The sequence below is a fragment of the Ponticoccus litoralis genome (assembly GCF_039769985.1).
In the GTDB taxonomy this organism is placed as follows: domain Bacteria; phylum Pseudomonadota; class Alphaproteobacteria; order Rhodobacterales; family Rhodobacteraceae; genus Ponticoccus; species Ponticoccus litoralis.
Genome location: NZ_JBDNCH010000004.1, coordinates 463754 through 484613, shown reverse-complemented (window position 1 = coordinate 484613; position 20860 = coordinate 463754). Strand labels below are relative to the sequence as shown.

Here is a 20860-nt window from a genome sequence, read left to right as displayed (position 1 = left end):
CGACAGCCCTAGGCACGCGCGGTTTAAATGGGCACTATATCGAGGAAAATTCTTGACTTAGCCTCTTGAATCAATGCTCTTACCCCAAAGTGGCGTGGAAAAGGCCACATTTTCGAATTTGGGGCAACTAGATGATTCCTGTGACACCACTGGCAAGCGAGAAGCCGTCGGCGCTCGCGACGGATATTTCCGAACGGTTGAATGCCGCAATCCGGGAACATCTCCTCTCTGCTTTTGCCCCAGACAGCACAAAATCGCTACGCTCTTTTTCGGCGCCGGAAGCGGCAGAGCTGCTTGGGGTCTCTGGCCAGTTCATGCGCAAGGTGCATGCCGAAGGTACGATCCCCGAACCTGAAGACGTTCGTGGCGGGCGGCGCTATTACACGGCGCAAGAGATCTGGAACGCGCGCGAGATCCTGGAAAAGTCGTCCCGCAAGAAAGGCCGCTACCTGCCGCGTCGGTCCGGGGACGAGAAGCTGCAGGTCTGGCAGTTGATGAACTTCAAGGGCGGCTCCAGCAAGAGCACGACAACCATCCACCTTGCCCACTATTTCGCCCTTCGCGGCTACCGCGTTCTGGTGGTCGACCTCGACCCGCAAGGGTCGCTGACCTCCATGTGCGGCATCAGCCCCGAGATCGATTTCGACGGGCTGACGGTCTATGACGCGATCCGCTATGACGAACCCGTCAGCATGGCGGATGTCGTGGTCCCCACCTATTTCCCGGGCCTGTCAATTGCGCCGTCGCGGCTGATGCTGTCCGAGTTCGAAACCGAATCCGCGGTGCATTCGAACCCCGACCAGCCGTTCTTCACCCGCATCCGAAACGCCCTGTCGCAGGTCGAGGACGATTTCGACCTGGTCCTCATGGATAGCCCGCCGCAGCTGGGCTTCCTGACCATCGCCGGGATGGCGGCTGCAAGCTCTCTGATCGTGCCGCTGACCCCCTCGATGCTGGACGTCTCGTCGACCGCGCAGTTCCTCGAACTGGCGGGCGCCTACATGGGCGTGATCGAGGACGCCGGGGCGACGCTTCAGTACGATCATTTCAAATTCCTGATCACCCGGGACGAACCGACGGACGTCCCGTCGCAGCAGCTGACCTCTTTCATGCGCGCCCTGTTTCAGGATCGGGTCATGTCCGCGACCGCCCTGAAGAGCACCGCGATCAGCGACGCAACCATGCTGAAACAGTCGATCTACGAGGTCGTGCGGTCCGAGATGACCCGCGCGACCTACGACCGTGCAAAGGGGTCGGTGGATGCGGTCGGGCACGAGGTCGAGACGATGATCCAGCAATCATGGGGACGTCAGTAATGGCACGGAAAACCCTTCGCGACATGTCCGGCATTGCCAGTACCATTGCGCGGTCAGGCAATGCCTCGAAAGAGCGCGCGCCGAAGACAAGCGCACCCGCCCCGGGGGCCTTGCAGGGGTCTCTGGCCTCGATCCGCGAGATCGATCCCGGGCTGATCGATGACTGGGGCCCCAAGGACCGGCTGGATGAGTTTACAGCTGTAAACACCGAAGAAAGCGACGATGGCTTCGAGGCCCTCAAGACCAGCATCCGCGATGGCGGTCAGCAGGTGCCGATCCTCGTGCGGCGCTCCAAGACGGCAGAGGGGCGCTTTGAAGCCATCTATGGCCGCCGCCGCCTGAAGGCCTGCCGCGAACTCGGCATCAAGGTCCGGGCCAATGTTCAGGATCTTGATGACGCCACGGCCTTGCTGGCCAAGGGGCTGGAGAACGCGGCGCGGCGCAACCTGTCGTTCTACGAAAAGGCCCGTTTCGCCGAGGCCATCCGAGGCCGCCGGCCATGAAGGCGCGACCGTGCGGCAGGTTCTGAACCTGTCCGCATCGGGGCATTCCCACCTGACCAAGGTGACGCAGAACGTCCCGTCGGCGGTTGGCGATTCGATTGGCCCGGCGCCAAAATCCGGCTCGGCCCAGATGGACGGAACTGGCCCAGCTGTTCCTTGATCGCAAGCTGACCGAAGCGGTCGCGCTTGGCGCCCTGGCGAGGATGAGCCCTGCGTTGACCTCTGACGAACGCCTGGATGCGCTTGTCAGGGAAGCGCTCAAGCGTGGAACCAAAGGGAGCCATGGTCCCCGAGAAATCACCCCCATGGAGGGCGTGGTCATCAAGGCAGGGCGAGGCAGCCTGTCCATGTCGGTCAAGAAATCCGGTGTAAACGCCGATTTCGCGACCTGGCTCGAGAGCAATCTCGAGGAAATCATAAAGAAATCCTACGCCGAGTTTACAGATGTAAATTCGAAGGATGACACCTGAGGACGAGCAGAAAGGAGGAAAGGTAAACAAAGAAAACCCCCGAAACCGAAGCTTCGAGGGCTGCTGCGCAAAGCGCAATTCTTAGATTAGACACCTGGAACTTAGCAGCCAACAGAATCGCCATACAAGAAGAATCGCTCCTGAGCGAACGGGATTTCTTTGTCTGCTGATACAGGATGGAACAATTCATCGATGCCCCCAACGGGGCAGCTGGGGTTATCATGCCTCAGACCGGCGGAGCTGTGCCCAACAGCAAGAGCACGTCGGGTTGGCGCAAGGCCACCGTCGGCCTTGCCGCCGCAGAGCGCCATGCAGCCGCCGGCGAACGGGTCGCAGTACCCAAATCGCGGGCTTTCGTGGCCGTGAAGCGGGTAGGGGCCGCCATTGGCCTCAAGGCCGGCGACATGATGCTGCTGGACACGCTGGGGGCCTTCAGCCAGCCCCAGGACTGGGACGAGGGACAGCGCCCGATCGTCTGGGCGTCGAACGCCTACCTGATGGCGCAGACCGGCTTTTCCCTGTCTGCGCTCAAGCGCCACGCGCGGCGGCTTGCCGAGGCGGGTGTCGTCTCTTTCCGGGACAGCCCCAATGGCAAGCGCTGGGGCCACCGGGACGCCGGGGGCCGCATCGTCGAGGCCTATGGCTTCGACCTGTCGCCGCTCTCGGCCCGTGCAGCCGAATTCGAGGCCCTGTACGCCGATTTGCAGGCCGAACGCGCGCTCTGCCAACGCCTGAAACGCCAGATCACCGTCGCGCGCCGGACGATCCGCGCACGGATCGAAGCCGCCGTCAGCGCGACCCTGCGCGGCCCCTGGACGCAGCTCACCCATCTCTTTGAAGAGCTTCTGGGACGCCTTCCGCGCCGCCACCAGACCCCGGAACAGCTCGCAAGATTGCTGGCCTGGTTCACCCAGCTTCTGGAGCGCGTCGAGGCAGCCTATCTGCAAGCGACAGATCAGCCGCAAGCTGTGGAAAACGCAGAGAAAACCTGGGGACAAAGCACGCAAAACACCATGGAAACGGACCCCGGGGAGGCCAATTCCGAACCCCACATACAAATTACCAATCAACTTGATCAAGTAACCCGTAATGACACGGAAAATGCCGAGCTCCCGACCGTTCCGCCGAGCCCCCGCACGCGGGATCAGATCGAAGCGACCCCCAGAGAAAGGGCAAGCGACGCACCAAAGACCCCCGCGCCGGTGGATCTGTCCACGGTCATGCAGGCCTGTCCCGAATTTGCCTCTTGGGCGCGCAATATGGGCGGCTTCCTGAGAGATTGGGGCGATCTGCACCGCATTGCCGGGCAGCTCAGACCGATGATCGGGGTCTCGGAACAGGCCTGGACCCTGGCACAGGTCCGATTGGGCGGACAGCTGGCAACGGCGGCCCTGGCGCTTGTCTTCGAAAAGCACTGTGCGGGTGAAGTTGCCTCTCCCAGCGGCTATCTCCGCGGCATGGTTGCAAAGGCGGGGGCAGGGGAGCTGCATCTTCAGCGCAGCTTCTACGGCAGGCTGAAAGCCCAGGCGGCATGACGGGGCAGGGGAGGGGGCCTGCCGCCAGACCGGCAAGCCCGGTCATCTCCGGTAAGGGTGACAGCCACGCACCGCGCAGGGCAGAGCAAAGAGGCCGCGGGCCCTCCGAAGACGACCGACATGCGGCAGGGCGCCCTTGGGCGGGGCTCTGGTTGACCAGAGGCACGGACGCGGCTGAACCAAAGTGGTCGGACCACTTTCGCTCGGGATTTCGGTCGTGATTTTTCATAAAGTATTCATGATTACAGAGGTTTAATAAAAGACTTTGCCCGAAAGCGGCTGAAATCCTTGGGTGCCATTCCTGTCTTGGATTGTCGTGGCCCACAGTGTTGGACCATTCTGCGGGGCAGGGAGGACCGGCATGGACCGCGTTGAAGGCAGGGAATCAGGAACCGGGAAGGGCGCCGATCGCGTCGTGGCCTATTTCATGACCCGGTTGCGGCAGGGCGCGCTGAAACTGGGCGACCGCTTGCCGTCCGAGCGCGAGCTGTCGCGCGAACTGGGCGTCGGGCGTCCGCTGTTGCGCGAAGTCATGCGTTCGCTCTCGATGCTGGGGGTGCTGGATATCCGCCACGGTTCCGGCGCCTATGTGGGCAAGGTCGATATCGGGCTGATGTCGGATTTCTTCACCTTCTGCCTGTCGCAGGAGCAGGACGTTCTGGACGACGTGCTGCAGGCCCGCATCGCCATCGAATGCCAGGCGATCCGGCTGGCCTGTTTGCGCGCCAACGAACGCGACCTCGCCCGCATCAGCCAGTGGCTGAACGTATTGCTGCATACGCTCGACGATCCCGAGAAGGGCGGCCACGCGGATTTCATGTTCCATCAGGCGGTTGTCGCCGCCAGCCATTCACGCTCGCTGATCGTGCTGCACGGCGCGCTGGCGGACCTGTTGAAACAAAGCCATGTCGAGCGCCGCCGCACCTATCGCAGCGGCCCGATCATGCAGGATTTGGTGGAGGCGCATCGCGATGTGTTTCTGTCAATCGTGGGGAAGGATCCCGACAAGGCCGACCAGCGGCTGCGGGAGCATTTCGCCATCGGCGACGAGTTGCGTCGCCAGAGCCTGATTTCCGAGTACGAACGCAAGGACTTTCGGGCACCGCACACGACCTGAAGACAAACACCGGAGGAGAGAATGTTTCACGCATCCACCCGGCGGCTGATGGCCGCCGCCGCTATCGGCTTGCTTGGCACCCAGGCGACCGCCGCCGATCTGCGCTATGCCCATGTCGGCGCCGAGGGCGATTTCCAGACCCGTTTCGCCGCCGAGGCGGCGGAAGAGGTCAATGCCGCCACCAACGGCGAAGTGACCATCAACGTCTTCCCGGCCAGCCAGCTTGGCAACGTGGCCGAGATGGTCGACGGGGTGAAGCTGGGCTCGATCCACATGGGGCACCACGACTTTGCCTCGCTGGCCCGCATCGTGCCCGAGATCGCGGTCTTCAACGCGCCCTTCATCTACCGTGACGGCGCCCATGCGCTGGCCGCGACCGACCCGGCCACCTCCGAGGCGCTGATCGCGCTGAACGAGCGGCTGGTCGAAGAGGGCGGCGTCCGCGTGATCGACCGCATCTATCGCGGCGCGCGCCACATCTCGTCGAACTTCGAGATCAAGTCGCCCGACGACATGACCGGCAAACCCTTCCGCGCCGTGCCGCTGGACCTGTGGATCTCGATGATCAAGGGCATGGGCGCCACGCCGACGCCGGTCGAGGTCAGCGAACTGCCGACCGCGCTGATGACCGGCCTCGTGGTGGGTCAGGAAAACCCGCTGACCATGATCTCGGCCAATGCGCTGCACGAGGTGCAGAGCCACGTCGCGATGACCGGCCACATGCAGTCGGTGCTGGCGGTCTTCGTGAACGAGAACGCGTGGCAGGGCCTGACCGAGGACCAGCGCGCGGCGATCACCAAGGTGCTCGACGACAAGGCGCAGCAGTCGCTGGAATGGGCGCAGGCCTCCGAGGCCGACCTGATCACCGAGCTCGAGGGCAAGGGCATGGTCTTCACCACCGAGGACAACGGTCTCGACCTCGCGGCCTTCCGCGACAAGGTGCTGCCGCAGATCACCGCTGATTTCCCCGAGTACGAAAGCTTCATCGCGCAGATCTCTGCCGTCGAATGACCCCATGTGCGGGCCGGGCATCGCGCCCCGGCCCGCATCTGACCGGAGGCGATATGACCCGACCCCTGCAAATCCTCTGCGTGCTTCTGGTGGCGGCCCTCGTGGTGACGCCCTTTGCGCAGGTCATCATGCGCGGCGTCTTTGGCCGTGCCATGATCGGCGCCGAGGAGCTGACCCGCGTTCTGCTGATCGCCTCGGTCTTCGTGTCCTACCCGCTGGTGGTGGCGGCGCGCGAGAACATCGGCATGACGGAAATCCGCGACGCCCTGCCAAGCCCCGCCCCGCGCCTGCTGGCGCTGATCAACACGCTGATCGGGCTGGGCATTTCCGTGACCATGGCGGTGATCACCGTGCAGAACATTTCCGGCAACATGCGCAACGCGACGCCGACGCTGGGCATTCCCTTCTGGCTGTTCCTCGGCGCGGCCGGTCTGGGCTTCGCGGGGGCCGCCGTCTACCACGCGCGCCGCTTCGTGATCCAGCTGAAGACGGGGGAGCTGTGACATGGGTCTCGTGCTGATCTTCCTCTTCCTGATCCTCTTCATGCTGGGCGTGCGGGTGGTCTATGCGATCCTGCTGCCCTCGATCCTCTATGTCTTCATGGAGGGCCTGCCGCCGGGCATGCTGGCGCAGCGGGTGACCTATGCGCTCGACAGCTTTCCGCTGGTGGCGGTGCCGGTCTTCATCTTCGTCGGCAACCTGATGAACCTCTCGGGCGTGACCGACCGCATCTTCAAGTTCGCCGATACGCTGGTGGGCCGGGTGCCGGGCGGGCTGGCGCAGGTCAACATCTTCTCCAGCCTGATCTTTTCCGGCATGTCCGGCGCGGCGCTGGCCGATATCGGCGGCCTTGGCCGGATCGAGATCGACGCCATGAAAAAGCGCGGCTTCTCCGGCCCCTTCGCGGGGGCGGTCACGGCGGCCTCGGCGGTGGTGGGGCCGATCTTTCCGCCCTCGATCCCGCTGATCGTCTACGGGTCCGTCACCAGCGTCTCGATCATCCAGCTTCTGATCGCGGGCATTGTCCCGGCGCTGATCTGCATCGGGCTTCTGATGCTGACCGCCTTCGTCATCGCGCTGGTGCAGGACATGCCGCGCGCCGAGCGCTGGCCCGGGGTGGGCGAGGTCTTCACCGCGCTCTGGCCCGCGCTGCCCGCCATGCTGGCGCCGGTGCTGATGATCGCGGGCATGATGCTGGGATGGTTCACGCCCACAGAGGCGGCCAGCGTCACGGCGGTCTATGTCATCCTCATCGCGCTCTTCTTCTACCGCGAACTGACATGGGCGCATCTGTGGACCGCGACGGTCAACACGGCGCTGTCGACCAGCGCGATCCTGATCATCGTCGCGGCGGCATCCATGTTCGGCTGGATCCTCGCGGTGGAACAGATCCCGCAGGACTTCGCCAAGTTCATCCTGCAATTCGCCTCCAGCCCCATTGTCCTGCTGCTGATCGCCAACCTGATCTTCTTCGTCGCAGGCATGTTTCTCGACTCGACGACCGCGACGCTTCTGGTGGTGCCGATCATCGCGCCGCCGCTGGTGGCCGCCGGCATCGACCCGGTGCATCTGGGCATCATCGTGATCTTCAACCTGATGCTGGGGCTGCTGACGCCGCCCATGGGCCTGTCGCTGTTCCTTGTGTCGTCGATCGCCAAGGTCAGCCTGCGGCAACTGCTGGTGGCGCTCTTGCCCTTCTATGTGCCGCTGCTTCTGTGCCTCGGCATCATCACCTTCGCCGAGGACCTCGTCCTCTGGCTGCCGCGCATGTTGCGGTGACTTCTCAACACGGAGACTGACATGAAAATCGTTATCGGATCGGATCACGCGGGCTTCCCGATGAAGGCAGGGGTGATCGAGACCATCCGCGCCGAGGGGCACGAGGTCACGGACGTGGGGTCCTTCAACCCGGAGCCGGTGGACTTTCCCGATGTCGCGCGGGCGCTCTGCGACAAGATCCTGAAGGGCGAGGCCGAGCGCGGGTTGCTGGTCTGCGGCACCGGCGTCGGCGCGGTGATCGCCGCGAACAAGGTGCCGGGCATCCGTGCCTCTGTCTGCCACGACGCCCATTCCGCGCATCAATGCGTCGAACATGACGACGTCAACGTGATGTGCATCGGCGCCCAGATCATCGGGCCACTGGCTGGCGGCGGATCTGGTGCGCTCTTTCCTGACCGCCGAGTTCTCGACCGACCCCGATTGCCGGCGCCGGGTCGAGAAACTGAACGCGATGGATCTGGCGCGCGGCTGACCCGGCGCGGGACCGCCCACCGGGCCTCTTGTGCCCGGTGGGGGCTGTCGTCCCGGATCAGGTCGCAGGGTGTTCTCTTACAGGCGGGTGACAGGGAAACTGACGGCAAGCAGCGGCACCGGGGGCTTCAGCCTATTCTGCGAAGCGGCGGCGAGGGCAGGGCTGCCAGAGCGGGGGACAATGGCGGGGCGGGCCGCTCTTGTCGTCCCCGGCGGCAGATCCATTCGGCGCCGTGGAACGTGCATGTCCGGGGTGTTCGGGCTTACCGCAGACCGTGAACTGACACTGACGCACCGGCGTGCCATCCGAGAGACCGTCTTGGTGAAAGGCGGGTACAGGAAGCGACCGAACATCAATAACTGACATGTCAGTTGTGCAATCAGAATTGCCCTGCTAGGTTTCCTCCGAAGACGAGGAGAATCTCAGTTGGAACACTTCGGTATCTCGGTTGCCTTGCTGACGCCCTTCACGGCGCGCGGCGAACTCGACACCGCGCGGCTGGGGACGCACGCGCGAAGCCTTCTGGATCGTGGCGTCCGGGGCGTCACGCTCTTTGGCACCACCGGAGAAGGGGCCTCGGTAGGGCTGTCGGAACGCGCGGCGGGGATCGACGCGCTGCTGCAGCACGGCTGCCCGGCGGGGGCGATCACGCTTGGCGTCTGTGCGACCGCGCTTGCCGATGCCCTGGAGCAGGTGGCGCAGGGCACCCGCCGTGGCATCCAGTCGTTCCTGCTGCTGCCGCCGTTCTACTTCAAGGGATGCAGCGACGACGGTCTGTTTGCACTGGCATGCAGAGCTCTTCGCGCGGGCCGATCCCGGGGCCCGGTTCATCCTCTACCATATCCCGCAGGTGTCGGGGGTGGGTCTGTCGGTCGATCTGGTGGAGCGGCTGATCGATCATGCGCCCGACCGGGTGCGGGCGATCAAAGACAGCTCCGGCGACTGGGAAACCGCCGCGGCGCTGATCGACCTGGGAAAGACCACGGTGCTTGTCGGAGACGAACGGCTTCTGCACCGTGCCGTGGCGCGCGGTGCCGGGGGCGCGATCTGCGGGATGGCGAACCTGTACCCCGAGCGGATGGTCCGCATCGTGGAGACCGCCACCGAAGACCCGGAGCTGAGCGCCGAGGTTTCGCGGATCGTGGCGAAGCCGGTGATCCCGGCACTGAAGGCGGTGCTGGCCGCGCGCAGCGCAGAGCCCGCACGGGAACGGATGCGCCCGCCGCTTACATCGCTCGGCGAGGCCGAGCGCGCGACGCTGCCGATGCAAGAGAAGACCGAGGCCTGAGATGGGCGAACCGGTGGCCCGGCAGCGCGATCACGCCTATTCAAGCTTCACGGACAAGCTTCTGTCGCGGGATATCCAGCCGGGTCAGTTCGTGTCGCAGCGTGAGCTGGTCGAGCTGACGGGCATGCCGCTGGGCGCCATCCGCGAGATGATCCCGCGGCTAGAGGCCGACGGGCTGATCCGCACCTCGCCGAAACGCGGACTGCAGATCCTGTCGATCGACCTCGACCTGATCCGCAACGCGTTTCAGCTGCGCCGCATCATCGAGGCAGAAGCCTTCGCCGGCTTCTGCCGGACCGCGCAGCCGGACGATCTGGCGCGTATCGCCCGCGAGCACGCGGAAATCCGGGAGGAGGCCGCAGGCGGGGTGACGCCGGATGTGCTGGACCGGGCGCAGCGCATGGACTGGGCCTTTCACGACCATGTGGTCGATCACATGCAGAACCGCATCGTTTCGGACATCTACCGGGTAAACTCGATCAAGATCCGCTTGATCCGCAACGAGAACACCCGGATGCTGCCCGAACTGGTGGTTTCGGTCATGGACGAACATATGCCCATCGTCGATGCTCTGATTGCCCGGGACGAGGCGGCGACCATCGCGGTGCGTCCAGGCCCATATCAACAGCGCGAGGAGTAGGGCGCTGGAGTTCGAATAACAGCAAGGGCGCAGGCCCTGCCAATACCGGAGGAGGAAACATGACACAGATTTTCAGAACAGGCGCGATGGCGCTGGCGACGGCGGCAGTTTTCGCGACGCCGGTCGTGGCGCAGGACACGGTGACGGTGCGGATGTCGACCCCGGCATCGGAAACCGACCAGCGTTCGGTTGCGCTGGCCGAGGTCTTCGCCCCGGCTGTCTCGGAGTTCATCACCTACCAGCCGCATTACAACGGCTCGCTCATCGCGCAGGGCTCGGAGCTCGAGGCCATCGCCTCGGGCGACCTGGAAATGTCGATCGCATCGGCGCAGGAGCTGGCGCAGTTCTTTCCCGAGTTCTCGATCTTCGCCACCGGCTACGTGCACCAGGATGCGGCGCATCAGGTTGCCGTCTTCAACGATCCGCTGATGGACCCGTTCAAGCAGAAGGTCGAGGACGAGCTTGGCGTGAAGCTTCTGACGGTGATGTATCTGGGGCGTCGGCACGTCAATCTGCGGCAGTGCCGCGACGAGGTGGACGTGCAGACCCCGGAGGACCTGAGCGGGATCAACCTGCGGATGCCGGGCACCGATGCATGGCAGTTCCTGGGCAAGGCGCTTGGTGCGAACCCGACGCCGATGTCCTTCACCGAAGTCTATACCGCGCTGCAGACCGGCTCGGTCGACGGGCAGGACAATCCGCTGCCCACCGTGGTGGATTCCAAGTTCTACGAGGTGACCTGCCAGATCGCGCTGACCTCGCATCTGGTCGATCTGAACTACGTGGCCTTCTCCAAGGAACTCTGGGACGGGCTGCGTGCCGATCAGCAGGCGGCGGTGCAGGAGGCGGCAGATGCGGCCGCCGAATCCGGGCGCCAGAACCAGCTTGCGAAAGAGGAAGAGCTGGTGTCCTTCCTGCGCGAGAACGGGCTGGAGATCTATGAGCCCGACCTCGCGGCCTTCCGCACGCATGTTCAGGCGCAGTACCAGGGCACCGAATTCGCGGTGCCTGGCCCGAGGGCGTGCTGGACCAGATCAACGCGCTCGGCAACTGATCGACTGCCGGGCGGCCCACGGGCCGCCCGGCCACCCGGGATCCCAGCGATGATGCACACCGTTCACCTCATCAGGCGCGGCGCCGAAATTTTCGTCGGTGCCCTCATGGCCTGCATGTTCCTGACCTTCATCCTGCAAATCACCATCCGCTACACGGCGCGGCTGTCGTGGATTGCCGAGGCGGTGCCGCTTCTCGATCCCAGCCGCTACGGCTGGACGCTGGAATTCTGCCTTCTGCTCTGGATCTGGATCATCTTCGTCGGCTGCGCCTTCGTGGTCCGCGATGAGGATCACGTGACCTTTGACATGATCTCGGGCCATGTGCGCCCGGGACTCCGCCGCTGGTTCATCATCCTCGGCGGGCTGGCCATCGCCATCGGCCTTGCGGCCTCGATACTGCCGACCTGGGACAAGTTCTACATCCTGCGCCTGAAGAAGACCGCCACGCTTTCAGGACTGTTCGGCGACTGGATCCGGATGCGCGATATCTACTCTGTCTACATGCTATTTCTCGTGGTGGTCACGCTGCGCTCTGCATGGGAGGTCTGGCGCGCGATCCGCGGCCGAGGTTCCCGCGCCCGGTGACGGCATGGCGGGGCCCGAAGCATGAGCGGCGCCTTCCTTCTTTGCCTCGGCACGATCTTCGTGATCGCCGGGATCGGGCGGCCCATCGCCACGGCGATCCTGCTTGGCGCGATCGTCTACATGGCGGCCATCGGGCAGGACATCGGGCTTGCGGGCAAGGTGCTGATGGACGGGCTTTACAACAGCTTCATCCTGCTCGCGGTGCCGCTTTTCATCGTGGCCGCGAACATCATGAACGCGGGCACGATCAGCGACCGGCTGCTGGGCTTCTGCGTCGCCATGGTGGGCCGGTTCCGCGGCGGCCTGGGGCATGTCAACGTGGTTGCCTCGCTTATTTTCTCGGGAATGTCGGGGTCGGCGGTGGCCGATGCGGCGGGGATCGGCAAGATCATCATCGAGATGATGACCAAGTCGGGCCACTACACCCGGGGCTATGCCGCGGCCATCACCGCGGCCTCTGCTACCATCGGCCCGATCATCCCGCCCTCGATCCCGATGGTGCTCTACGCCCTCGTCTCGAACACCTCGATCGGCTACCTGTTCCTCGGCGGCATCGTGCCCGGGGTGTTCATGGGGGTGGTGCTGATGGCGATGAACACCGTGATCTCGCATCGGCGCGGCTTCACCCTGGAAGAACCGGTCCCGCTGGCCGAACTTCCCAAGCGGGCCATGACGGCCTTTCCCGCGCTTCTGATGCCGGCGATCCTGCTTTATGGCATCTACGGCGGTGTCACCACGCCGACCGAGGCTGCCGCCATTGCCGCCTTCTACGCGCTTGTGCTGGCCGCGGCCTTCTACCGGGCCCTGAGCCTGCGGGCGCTGAGCGGCATCCTCGTCGAGAGCGCGCGATCCTCGGCAGCCGTGGGCACGGTGATCGGCGGGGCGCTGATCCTGAACTACGTGGTGGCTTCCGAGAACATCCCGACCCTGCTGGCCCAGAAACTCGTCGGCCTGGACGTGCATCCGCTGGTCTTCCTGATCGGGGTCAACATCCTGCTGCTGCTGCTTGGCTGCGTGCTCGATGCGACCACGATCATCCTGGTGATCATCCCGCTGTTCCTGCCGACCTGCCGCGAACTTGGCATCGACCTTGTGCATTTCGGCGTCGTTGCCGTGGTGAACTGCATGGTGGGGCTGATCACGCCGCCCTACGGGGTGCTGCTGTTCGTCATCAACGCGGTGACGCGGATTCCGCTGGCAGAGATCATCCGGGAGATCTGGCTGTTCCTGTTCGCTCTCATCGTGGCGCTTGTGCTGATGATCCTGTTTCCGGGGATCGTCCTGTGGCTGCCCGGGGTCTTTGGCTACGCCGGGTAGGGGGAGGCCTGCGTGCGGCTTCGGCTGCGCCGGCCTGCAAGAACGGCGCTTCCGTCCGGGCCTTGGACGATCTCGCCCCGGGGGCAGCCGGACGGAAGGCGAAAGACGTCTGCAGGCGTTGGCCGGTATGGCCCGAGGCCGGGCGCGGCAAGCATTGGTCCGATCATGCGGGGCTCGACGGGAAGGGCGCAGGATTGGCCGGCAGACCGTACCGCCGCAATGACTGCATCGACCGATTGGTCTGGTCACGACCGGCAGCGCGGCTCTTGATGGGGGCCGCTCCTTCGCGGGCCGCAATCCCGGCGTCCGGGCCTGCTGCCCGGCACGACAGCGCCGCCGTGCCGGATGCGGTGTCGACGGCTGCCCTTGTCCTGCCCGATGACCGGCTTCGCCGGGACGGGGTCCACCTCCTGCGCGTCTGACACCCCTGACGCCCCGGGCTGTTGCGCCCGCGCATCCCATGGGCGTTGCGTTTTGTCCGGCACCAAGCCGGCAGGTCGCTGCTGAGACGCGCCAAATACACGACAAGTTGGCCGAAGTTTGCAGTTCAGCAACGTTCCGTACCGGGCTTCCGGGTAACCTTTGCGCGACGCGCAGACATACCGAGAAGGAATGAGAACATGCTTACGAGAAGAGCCGCACTGGTGGGTGCAGCCGGAGTTGCGTCGCTTCCGATCCTGGCCGGGACCGCCCATGCCGAGACGGCGGCCACGCCACTCGCGGTTCCGGCGGACCTGTCGAGCCTCACCCGCATCAAGCGCGACCTCGTCGCGCCGCCCTTCGTGCATGACCATGAACAGGTCGCGCCCGGCGCGCCGCGCATCGTCGAATTCGAGATGACGATCGTCGAAAAGGAAATCGAGGTCGATGACGGCGCCTATCTGCAGGGCATGACCTTCGACGGGTCGATCCCCGGGCCGATGATGGTGGTGCACGAGGGCGACTATGTCGAGCTGACCCTGATCAACCCCGCAGACAACCTGCTGCAGCACAACATCGATTTCCACGCCGCGACAGGGGCCTTGGGCGGCGGTGCGCTGACCCATGTGAACCCCGGCGAAAAGACGATCCTGCGGTTCAAGGCGACCCGCCCGGGCACATTTGTCTATCACTGCGCCCCGGGCGGCCCGATGATCCCCTGGCACGTGGCCGCGGGCATGGCGGGCACGATCATGGTTCTGCCGCGCGAGGGGTTGAAGGACCACGAAGGCAAGCCGGTCCGCTATGATCGCGTCTATTACATCGGCGAGAACGAATACTACATTCCGAAGGACGAAGACGGCAATTACAAGCGCTACGCCGACCCGGGCGAAAGCTATCCCGACACGCTCGAAGTCATGAACCGGCTGATCCCGACACATGTGGTGTTCAACGGCAGTGTCGGTGCGCTGACCGGTGACAAGGCGATGACCGCCGGGGTCGGAGAACGGGTGCTGTTCGTACACAGCCAGGCCAATCGCGATACGCGCCCGCACCTGATCGGCGGGCATGGCGACCTGGTGTGGGAGCACGGCAAGTTCAACAACCTGCCCGACCGCGACCTGGAAACATGGTTCATCCGTGGCGGCTCGGCAGGGGCGGCGCTCTACACCTTCCTGCAACCGGGGGTCTATGCCTACGTGAACCACAACCTCATCGAGGCGGTGAACCTTGGGGCGACGGCACATGTGAAGGTCGAAGGCGACTGGGACAACGACCTCATGGAACAGGTCCTTGCACCGGTCGATCTGGCCGCCTTCTGACAATGACACGGGAAGAAAGGGCAGGGGCGGTCGCAGCATGCGGGCGCCCTTTGCCTTTTCGAGGAGAGTGCGATGAAGACCCTTTTGCTCTTGCCGGTGCTGGCGGTGGCCGGCGCGATGACCCTACCGGAACCGCGGCTTGCCGCGCCGCCATTCGACCAGCCCGACATGGTGCGCGTCGCTGCCGGGCAGATTGCCTTCCGCCCCTTCGGGAGCTTTTCGCAGAACGGCAAGGCGCGCAATCCACGGCGCTCGTCACTGACCGTGCCCGGCTTCGAGATCATGAAGTTTCAGGTGACGGGCGGACAATACGTGGCCTGCGTGGCCGACGGGGCCTGCGAACCGGCCCGCGCGGTCCCGCCGGAGGCCCCGCAGACCGGCGTGAACTGGAACGACGCCAGCGCCTTTGCCGCCTGGTACGCCGACCGGACCGAAGAGCCACTGGCGGCTTCCGACCGAGGCCGAGTGGCAATTGGCCGCCGCCGAGCGCTATGGCGACAGTGGCGCCGAGTATGAGGCGGCGGACCCCGGCGCGCAGATGCTGGCCAGCTATGCCAAGGGGATCTCCCTGCGAACCAAAGCGGACCCAGGCCTTTACCCTGCGGGCGCGTTCGGGCTGAACTCCAAGGGGCTGGCGGATGTGGCGGGCAATGTCTGGGAGTGGACAGACGGCTGCATGCAGAACGGCCAGCTTGCGCCGGACGGCACCGTGGCCGAAACCGACCCCTATTGCAGCGTGCGGATCACGGGGGGCGTGCATCGGGCGGCGGTGATCGACTTTGTCCGCGATGCCAGTGTCGGCGGCTGTGCCGTGGGGCTGCCGCCGGATCACCTGGGATTTCGGTTGGTGCGGGCAGAGCGACCGCCCGCACCAACCGCCTAGGATGCCTGGCTGTACCGGATGCCCTCGGGCACATGCGCGTCGAAGGCGCTGGCGATGATCCGCGTCAGCGCGCGGCCCTCGGGCGCGATGGTCAGGGCCTCGTCGGTCACCGTGACAAGATCGCCAAAGCGCTCCGCCACCAGTGCGATCTGCGCATCGAGCGTCGCCGCCTGCGCGCCAAAGGCATCGCGCAGCGCGGCGCGATCAAGCCGGAAGGCGCACATCAGCATTTCAATCGCGCGGGCGCGCAGCAGGTCGTCGCGGGTCATCATGTGCCCCCGCGCCCCGGCCAGCTGCCCGGCCTCGATCCGCTGGACATAGGCGGCGGTGGCGGGCGCATTCTGGACGTAGCCGTCCGGCAGGCGCGAGATCGACGAGGCCCCCAGCCCGATCAGGGTGGGGCAGGTATCGTCGACATAGCCCTGAAAGTTGCGCCGCAGGTGTCCGGTGGCCGCGGCGCGGGCCAGCCCGTCGCCGGGCCGGGCGAAATGGTCGATCCCGATGGCCGTCAATCCCGCCTCTGTGAACCGTGTCGCGGCAAGGTTCGCCAGCGCGTGCCGGGCCTCTTCGGCGGGCAGGGCGTCTTCGGGGATCAGTTTTTGCCGCTTGGACACCCAGGGCACATGGGCATAGCCGAACAGCGCGACGCGGTCGGGGTCAAGCTCCAGCACCTTGGACAGGGTATCCTCCAGTCGCACGGTACCGTCTGGTGCGGCAGGCCATAGACGAGGTCGGCGTTCAGCGACCGGATGCCCGCCGCGCGCAGGTCGTCGACGCAGGCCCGCGTGATGTCGAAGGGTTGCAGGCGCCCGATGGCGGCCTGGACCAAGGGGTCGAAGTCCTGAATACCGATGCTGGCGCGGTTCATGCCCTCGGCGGCCAGCGCTGCGATCTTGGCGCGGTCGACCATGGTCGGGTCGATCTCGACCGAGAATTCGCAGGTCTCGGTTGGCGGGATCACCGCGCGCACCGCCTGCGCCAGACGGTGGATCATCTCGGGCGGCAGGATCGTCGGGGTGCCGCCGCCCCAGTGCATCCGCCCCATGCGCAGCCCCTTGGGCAGGATCTGCTTCAGCAGCGCCAGCTCCTGCTCCAGCGTGCCAAGGTAGCTTTCCACCGGCGACAGGGTCTGTGTGCCACGGGTCCGGCAGGCGCAGAACCAGCACAGGCGTTCGCAGAAGGGGATATGCAGATAGACCGAGACCGGCTGGTCAGGGTCCAGCGCGGCCAGCGCGCGGGTTTGCTCGGCGGCGCCCACATTCGGCGAAAAGACCGGCGCGGTGGGATAAGACGTGTAGCGGGGCACCCGTTGGTCGAACAGGCCAAGGAGTCTGAGGCGGTCGATGTGTTTCATGCCTGCGATATGCGCCTTTTCGCCGATGGCGACTTTGCGCAGGATCAACCGTCAGGCCGGAAAGGGTGAGACGCCGATCACAAGGCGATGCAGATGCAGGCTGCCCTGCCAGAGCATCAGGCCGATGGCGCCGCGGACAAGCAGTGGGCGCAGGTTGGCGGCCCGCCAATCCCGGTCGGCCAGCGGCCTGAGCGAAAACAGCGGGGTTTGCGCGAGGACGCCGGGGCCTGCGATCCGCCGTGCCTTTGCATCGAAGGCCGGGATGGCCAGCAGCGCCATGGCGGTGAAGCTGCCGAACAGGATGACATGTGCAAGATCGCCATTCGGCAGCAGATGCGCCCCGGCCCACACCGCCGGGGCAAGGAACAGGGGATGGCGCGAAACGGCGGCGAAACCGGGGTTTGCCGGATCGAATGCGCCCTTGCGCCCGCCCAGCGTGAAGGGCTGCGCCATCCCGGCCCCGCAGGTGATCAGCAGAACCGCGACAGGCATCGCGAGGTTCGGCACCCATCGCGTCCATGGCAGCTGCGGCCAAAGCTCGACATGGGGTGCGCGCCCGGCGGCAGAGATCAGCCAGACCAGCAGCCCAAGGGACAGGATACCATAGACAGAGAAATACACGGGCCGCCCGACCGCCCCGATCAGCCTGTCGCGCAGGCCGCCGAGGCGGGGGATGAAATGGCTGGCTGCGAAGAGCGCCAGCGCAGCCGCGTATTCGGTCCATCCGGTCATGCCTCGTCGGCCTCCTTCATCAATCGCGCGATGTGGCAGGCGAAGGCATAGGTCGCCGGGACGCCGATCACCAGCCCGCCGGCGGCAGACTGCCAGGGCGTCAGCACAGGCCAGCCCAGCCAGGACCCGATCAGCGAGGCAAAGTAAAGGTTCACCCCCATCGCGCCCGCGCCGAAGGGATAGAGCCCCGCCAGCAGTTTCCGCGAGGGTCTCATCGGCGGCTCACCAGAACCTGCACGGCGACCAGCGCCGCAATCAAGGCGACGGAGCCGACGAAGAACCAGAATTCGGCGACGTGGGTTTGCGGTTGCGGGATGGGTCGCTCGAAGGCGGCAAGGGCCGGGGCAGGGATCAGGGCGGCAAGGGCGCACAGGCGTTTCATGTCAGCTCTCCATGGTCAATGTCTGGTAGATGTCGGGCAGGGCGCGGGGCAGGCGCCCGGGATCGGGCAGCAGGGTGAACCCGGCACGGCTCGAAAATGCGCGCGAACCAGTCCTGACCGTCCTGATCGACGATCACGCCATGCACGGCTTGCCCAAGGGCACGGGCCTCGCGCACGGCCATGCGGCTGTCCTCGATCCCGTGCGGGCCCTCGTAGTGGTCGAGGTCGTTGGGCTTGCCATCGGTCAGCACCAGCAGCAGGCGCCGGGTCGCGCCCTCGTCGGCCAGCTGCGCCGAGACATGGCGGATTGCGGCCCCCAGCCGCGTGTAGTGGCCGGGGCGGAAGCCGCCGATGCGGGTGGTGACCGCCTGCGACATCGGCTCGGCAAAGGTCTTGGCCCGGTGCAGGAAGACCCGGTCGCGTTTCAGCGACGAGAACCCCCAGATGCCCAGCCGGTCACCTGCCGTATCGATGCCACAGGACAGCGCGGCCAGCGCCTCGCGCGCGGTATCGATCACCGAGGCCTCGCCAAGGGCCGCCTCCGTAGAGCGCGAACAATCCATCAGGATCGCGACGGAGAGGTCGCGCGCCATCGGGCGGCCGGATTGCCAGACCCGGTCGCTGCCCTGCTGCCCGCAGGCCATATCGGCCTGCGAGGTCACCAGCGCGTCAAGGTCCAGGTCATCGCCGTCCAGCTGCCGGGGCAGGATGACGCGGCGGGGATGCAGGGGCGCGAACTGGCGCCGCACGCGGGCGACAAGGCGCGGATCGGGCGCATAGTCGGCACGCGGGGTGGCCTCGGCCTCCAGCACGCGGGTGTGATCCGGCATGTAGGTGCCGGTGCGGCGGTTCCATTCGGGATAGGTGAACCGGCCCGCCAGCCGTTCGTGATCGGCATCCTGCGGCGACAGGTCCAGCGACAGGCGCAGGCGCGTGGCGGCGCGTTTGACGTTTTGCGACAGGGTCAGGTGGTCCTGATCCTCGGCGGCCTTGGCGGCATTGTCCTGATCGTCGTCATCGACCATGCGGTTGATGTTCAGGCTTTCGGCCCAGGACATGATCGACTCGAACCGGTGCACGATGAAGCTGTCGTTGCGGTTGGCCTGATCGCGATCCTCGCGGCGGGCTTCCTTGCGGGTCGGCAGGGCCATGGCCGGGGCGGTGGCCTCGTCGCTTGCGCTTGCCGCCTGATCGCTGCGGATCCGCTTCCGCAGGCGCGGCCAGATCGGCAGGGGGGCAAAGGTCCGGTAGCCGCGCGGGGCAGGGCAGCTCAGGCACTCGCGCTGCGAGGCCTGCCCGCAGAGCTGATCCAGCAGCATCCGCTCGATCCCCGCCTCGCAACGCGGCAGACCCCTGCGGTGGCGGTGCAGCAGGATGTGGGTGCAGAACTGCGCCAGCGCGTCACGCAGACCGGGGCAGGCGGCATAGGCGCGGTCCGAGGCCCGCGCCAGCGCGGCGATCTCGGCCCGGTCGGCGACCAGCGGGTCGGCCTGCGCCCCGGGCAGCGCGACAAACGCGGCCAGGGCGGTCAGCCAGAGGTAGCAGGCACGATTCAGCGCGCGCGTCGGAAAGGCGTCGATCACCGGCGGCAGGCGCAGGCGGTCGCCGTCGAAATCCGCCACGTGCAGCCGGTCGCGCGGGGTGCCGATGCGGCGCAGCCGGTCGGGGCGGTGGTCCGAGGTGGCCAGCGGGGCCGGGGTGATCTCCACCCCCGCCGCGCCGCCAAGCGCCCGGAACAGCGCCAGCAGGGAAGGGCGCATGGTATCGAAGCGCACCGCGCGCTCTGCGTCCGTCTCCGTGGCGCCCCAGCGCGATGCCATATCGTGCCAAAGATTGCCGACCGTCTCTTCGGGCTCCATCAGGTCGAGAAGGTGGATCATGGGCTCACCCGTAGACCACGGCGGCCAGATCGCGCAGCGCCTGCTGTACGTCCGGCTCGTCCGAGAGCGGTTCGATGATGGCGGCCTCGATGACGCGCTCCACGGCCATGCCGCCCGCGATCATCGTGGCGGCATAGATCAGCAGGCGGGTCGAGACGCCTTCCTCGAGATCCATGCCCGACAGCGCCCGGATCTTGCCCGCCAGCCGCACCAGCGCAGCGGCACGCCCCTCATCCAGCCCGCTTTCCCGAATGACCACCGGGGTCTCGGCCTCCGGGGTCGGGAAGTCGAAGCCGATGGAGACAAACCGCTGCCGTGTCGAGGGTTTGAGCTTCTTCAGAACGTTCTGGTAGCCGGGGTTGTAGCTGGCAACCAGCATGAAGGGTCCGGGCGCCTGCAACTCTTCGCCGGTGCGGTCGATGACCAGCCTGCGGCGGTCATCGGTCAGCGGATGCAGGACGACGGTGACATCCTTGCGCGCCTCGACCACCTCGTCGAGATAGCAGATGCCGCCCTCGCGCACCGCCCGTGTCAGCGGGCCGTCGACCCAGACGGTTTCCCCCTTTCAGCAGGTAGCGGCTCGATCAGGTCCGCCGCCGACAGGTCGTCGTGACAGGCGACGGTGTGAAGCGGCAGGTCCAGCCGCGCGGCCATGTGTTCGACGAAGCGGGTCTTGCCGCAGCCTGTCGGCCCCTTCAGCAGAAGGGGCAGGCAGTTTTCGTGGGCCGTCTGGAACACCGCGCATTCATCGGATTGTTCATGGTAGAACGGCAGGTCGGGGTTGGTCAGGTCTTTCACG

At 65.8% G+C, this 20860-nt stretch carries 19 protein-coding genes and 5 pseudogenes; 18 read left to right on the top strand and 6 right to left on the bottom strand.

Annotation, left to right across the window (positions count from 1 at the left end):
• Positions 1-131: 131 nt before the first annotated feature.
• The 18 genes and pseudogenes from repA (at position 132) to ABFB10_RS22905 (ending at position 15713) form a co-directional block, all read left to right on the top strand.
• Positions 132-1316 carry a plasmid partitioning protein RepA gene (repA, locus tag ABFB10_RS22985; protein ID WP_347168517.1) on the top strand — a complete coding sequence of 395 codons (1185 nt, stop codon included), beginning with the start codon at positions 132-134 and terminating at the stop codon, positions 1314-1316.
• On the top strand, positions 1316-1819 hold the full coding sequence (locus ABFB10_RS22980; protein ID WP_347168516.1) for a ParB/RepB/Spo0J family partition protein: 504 nt from the start codon (positions 1316-1318) through the stop codon (positions 1817-1819). Before repA ends, ABFB10_RS22980 begins: the two co-directional genes overlap by 1 nt.
• 98 nt (positions 1820-1917) lie before the next feature.
• On the top strand, positions 1918-2289 hold the full coding sequence (locus tag ABFB10_RS22975) for a hypothetical protein (protein ID WP_347168515.1): 372 nt from the start codon (positions 1918-1920) through the stop codon (positions 2287-2289).
• Positions 2290-2510: 221 nt separating this feature from the next.
• Positions 2511-3824: a plasmid replication protein RepC gene (repC, locus tag ABFB10_RS22970; protein ID WP_347168625.1), complete on the top strand. Its 1314-nt coding sequence runs from the start codon at positions 2511-2513 to the stop codon at positions 3822-3824.
• 361 nt (positions 3825-4185) lie between these two features.
• A complete protein-coding gene (locus ABFB10_RS22965) occupies positions 4186-4941 on the top strand; it encodes a FadR/GntR family transcriptional regulator (protein WP_347168514.1) in 756 nt (251 codons plus the stop codon).
• A 21-nt stretch (positions 4942-4962) separates the two neighbouring features.
• Positions 4963-5952: a TRAP transporter substrate-binding protein gene (locus ABFB10_RS22960; RefSeq protein WP_347168513.1), complete on the top strand. Its 990-nt coding sequence runs from the start codon at positions 4963-4965 to the stop codon at positions 5950-5952.
• A 53-nt stretch (positions 5953-6005) separates the two neighbouring features.
• Positions 6006-6455 carry a TRAP transporter small permease gene (locus ABFB10_RS22955; RefSeq protein WP_347168512.1) on the top strand — a complete coding sequence of 150 codons (450 nt, stop codon included), beginning with the start codon at positions 6006-6008 and terminating at the stop codon, positions 6453-6455.
• 1 nt (position 6456) lies between these two features.
• Positions 6457-7731: a TRAP transporter large permease gene (locus ABFB10_RS22950; RefSeq protein WP_347168511.1), complete on the top strand. Its 1275-nt coding sequence runs from the start codon at positions 6457-6459 to the stop codon at positions 7729-7731.
• A 21-nt stretch (positions 7732-7752) separates the two neighbouring features.
• A complete protein-coding gene (locus ABFB10_RS22945; protein ID WP_347168510.1) occupies positions 7753-8481 on the top strand; it encodes an RpiB/LacA/LacB family sugar-phosphate isomerase in 729 nt (242 codons plus the stop codon).
• Between the two features lie 148 nt (positions 8482-8629).
• Positions 8630-8950: pseudogene (locus tag ABFB10_RS24440) on the top strand (dihydrodipicolinate synthase family protein); the annotation flags it as partial.
• 31 nt (positions 8951-8981) lie between these two features.
• Positions 8982-9491 carry a dihydrodipicolinate synthase family protein gene (locus ABFB10_RS22940; protein ID WP_347168509.1) on the top strand — a complete coding sequence of 170 codons (510 nt, stop codon included), beginning with the start codon at positions 8982-8984 and terminating at the stop codon, positions 9489-9491.
• Position 9492: 1 nt separating this feature from the next.
• Entirely contained in the window at positions 9493-10131 is a 639-nt protein-coding gene (locus ABFB10_RS22935; protein ID WP_347168508.1) for a GntR family transcriptional regulator, read from the top strand.
• 86 nt (positions 10132-10217) lie between these two features.
• Positions 10218-11185 (top strand): annotated as a pseudogene (gene dctP, locus ABFB10_RS22930) (TRAP transporter substrate-binding protein DctP).
• Between the two features lie 49 nt (positions 11186-11234).
• Positions 11235-11771, top strand: a complete 537-nt coding sequence (locus ABFB10_RS22925) for a TRAP transporter small permease (protein WP_347168507.1) — start codon at positions 11235-11237, stop codon at positions 11769-11771.
• A gap of 21 nt (positions 11772-11792) precedes the next feature.
• Positions 11793-13088 (top strand): TRAP transporter large permease, encoded by a 1296-nt coding sequence (locus tag ABFB10_RS22920; RefSeq protein WP_347168506.1) that lies wholly within the window; start codon positions 11793-11795, stop codon positions 13086-13088.
• 620 nt (positions 13089-13708) lie between these two features.
• Positions 13709-14830 (top strand): copper-containing nitrite reductase, encoded by a 1122-nt coding sequence (gene nirK, locus ABFB10_RS22915; protein ID WP_347168505.1) that lies wholly within the window; start codon positions 13709-13711, stop codon positions 14828-14830.
• Positions 14831-14902: 72 nt separating this feature from the next.
• Complete coding sequence (locus ABFB10_RS22910) at positions 14903-15346, top strand: SUMF1/EgtB/PvdO family nonheme iron enzyme (RefSeq protein ID WP_347168504.1); 444 nt, start codon at positions 14903-14905, stop codon at positions 15344-15346.
• Entirely contained in the window at positions 15303-15713 is a 411-nt protein-coding gene (locus ABFB10_RS22905) for an SUMF1/EgtB/PvdO family nonheme iron enzyme (RefSeq protein WP_347168503.1), read from the top strand. Before ABFB10_RS22910 ends, ABFB10_RS22905 begins: the two co-directional genes overlap by 44 nt.
• Here the strand turns inward: ABFB10_RS22905 and hemN are convergent.
• From hemN to ABFB10_RS22875, 6 genes and pseudogenes are all read right to left on the bottom strand, one after another.
• Positions 15710-17067, bottom strand: a pseudogene (gene hemN, locus ABFB10_RS22900) (oxygen-independent coproporphyrinogen III oxidase). The gene ABFB10_RS22905 and the pseudogene hemN sit on opposite strands and share 4 nt — an antisense overlap.
• Before the next feature lie 51 nt (positions 17068-17118).
• A complete protein-coding gene (locus ABFB10_RS22895; RefSeq protein WP_347168502.1) occupies positions 17119-17799 on the bottom strand; it encodes an NnrU family protein in 681 nt (226 codons plus the stop codon).
• On the bottom strand, positions 17796-18014 hold the full coding sequence (locus tag ABFB10_RS22890; protein WP_206565745.1) for a hypothetical protein: 219 nt from the start codon (positions 18012-18014) through the stop codon (positions 17796-17798). The genes ABFB10_RS22895 and ABFB10_RS22890 overlap by 4 nt, the downstream gene beginning before the upstream one ends.
• Complete coding sequence (locus tag ABFB10_RS22885; protein ID WP_206565744.1) at positions 18011-18181, bottom strand: hypothetical protein; 171 nt, start codon at positions 18179-18181, stop codon at positions 18011-18013. The genes ABFB10_RS22890 and ABFB10_RS22885 overlap by 4 nt, the downstream gene beginning before the upstream one ends.
• A gap of 1 nt (position 18182) precedes the next feature.
• Positions 18183-20061 (bottom strand): annotated as a pseudogene (locus ABFB10_RS22880) (nitric oxide reductase activation protein NorD).
• A 4-nt stretch (positions 20062-20065) separates the two neighbouring features.
• Positions 20066-20859, bottom strand: a pseudogene (locus ABFB10_RS22875) (AAA family ATPase).
• Position 20860: the final 1 nt, after the last annotated feature.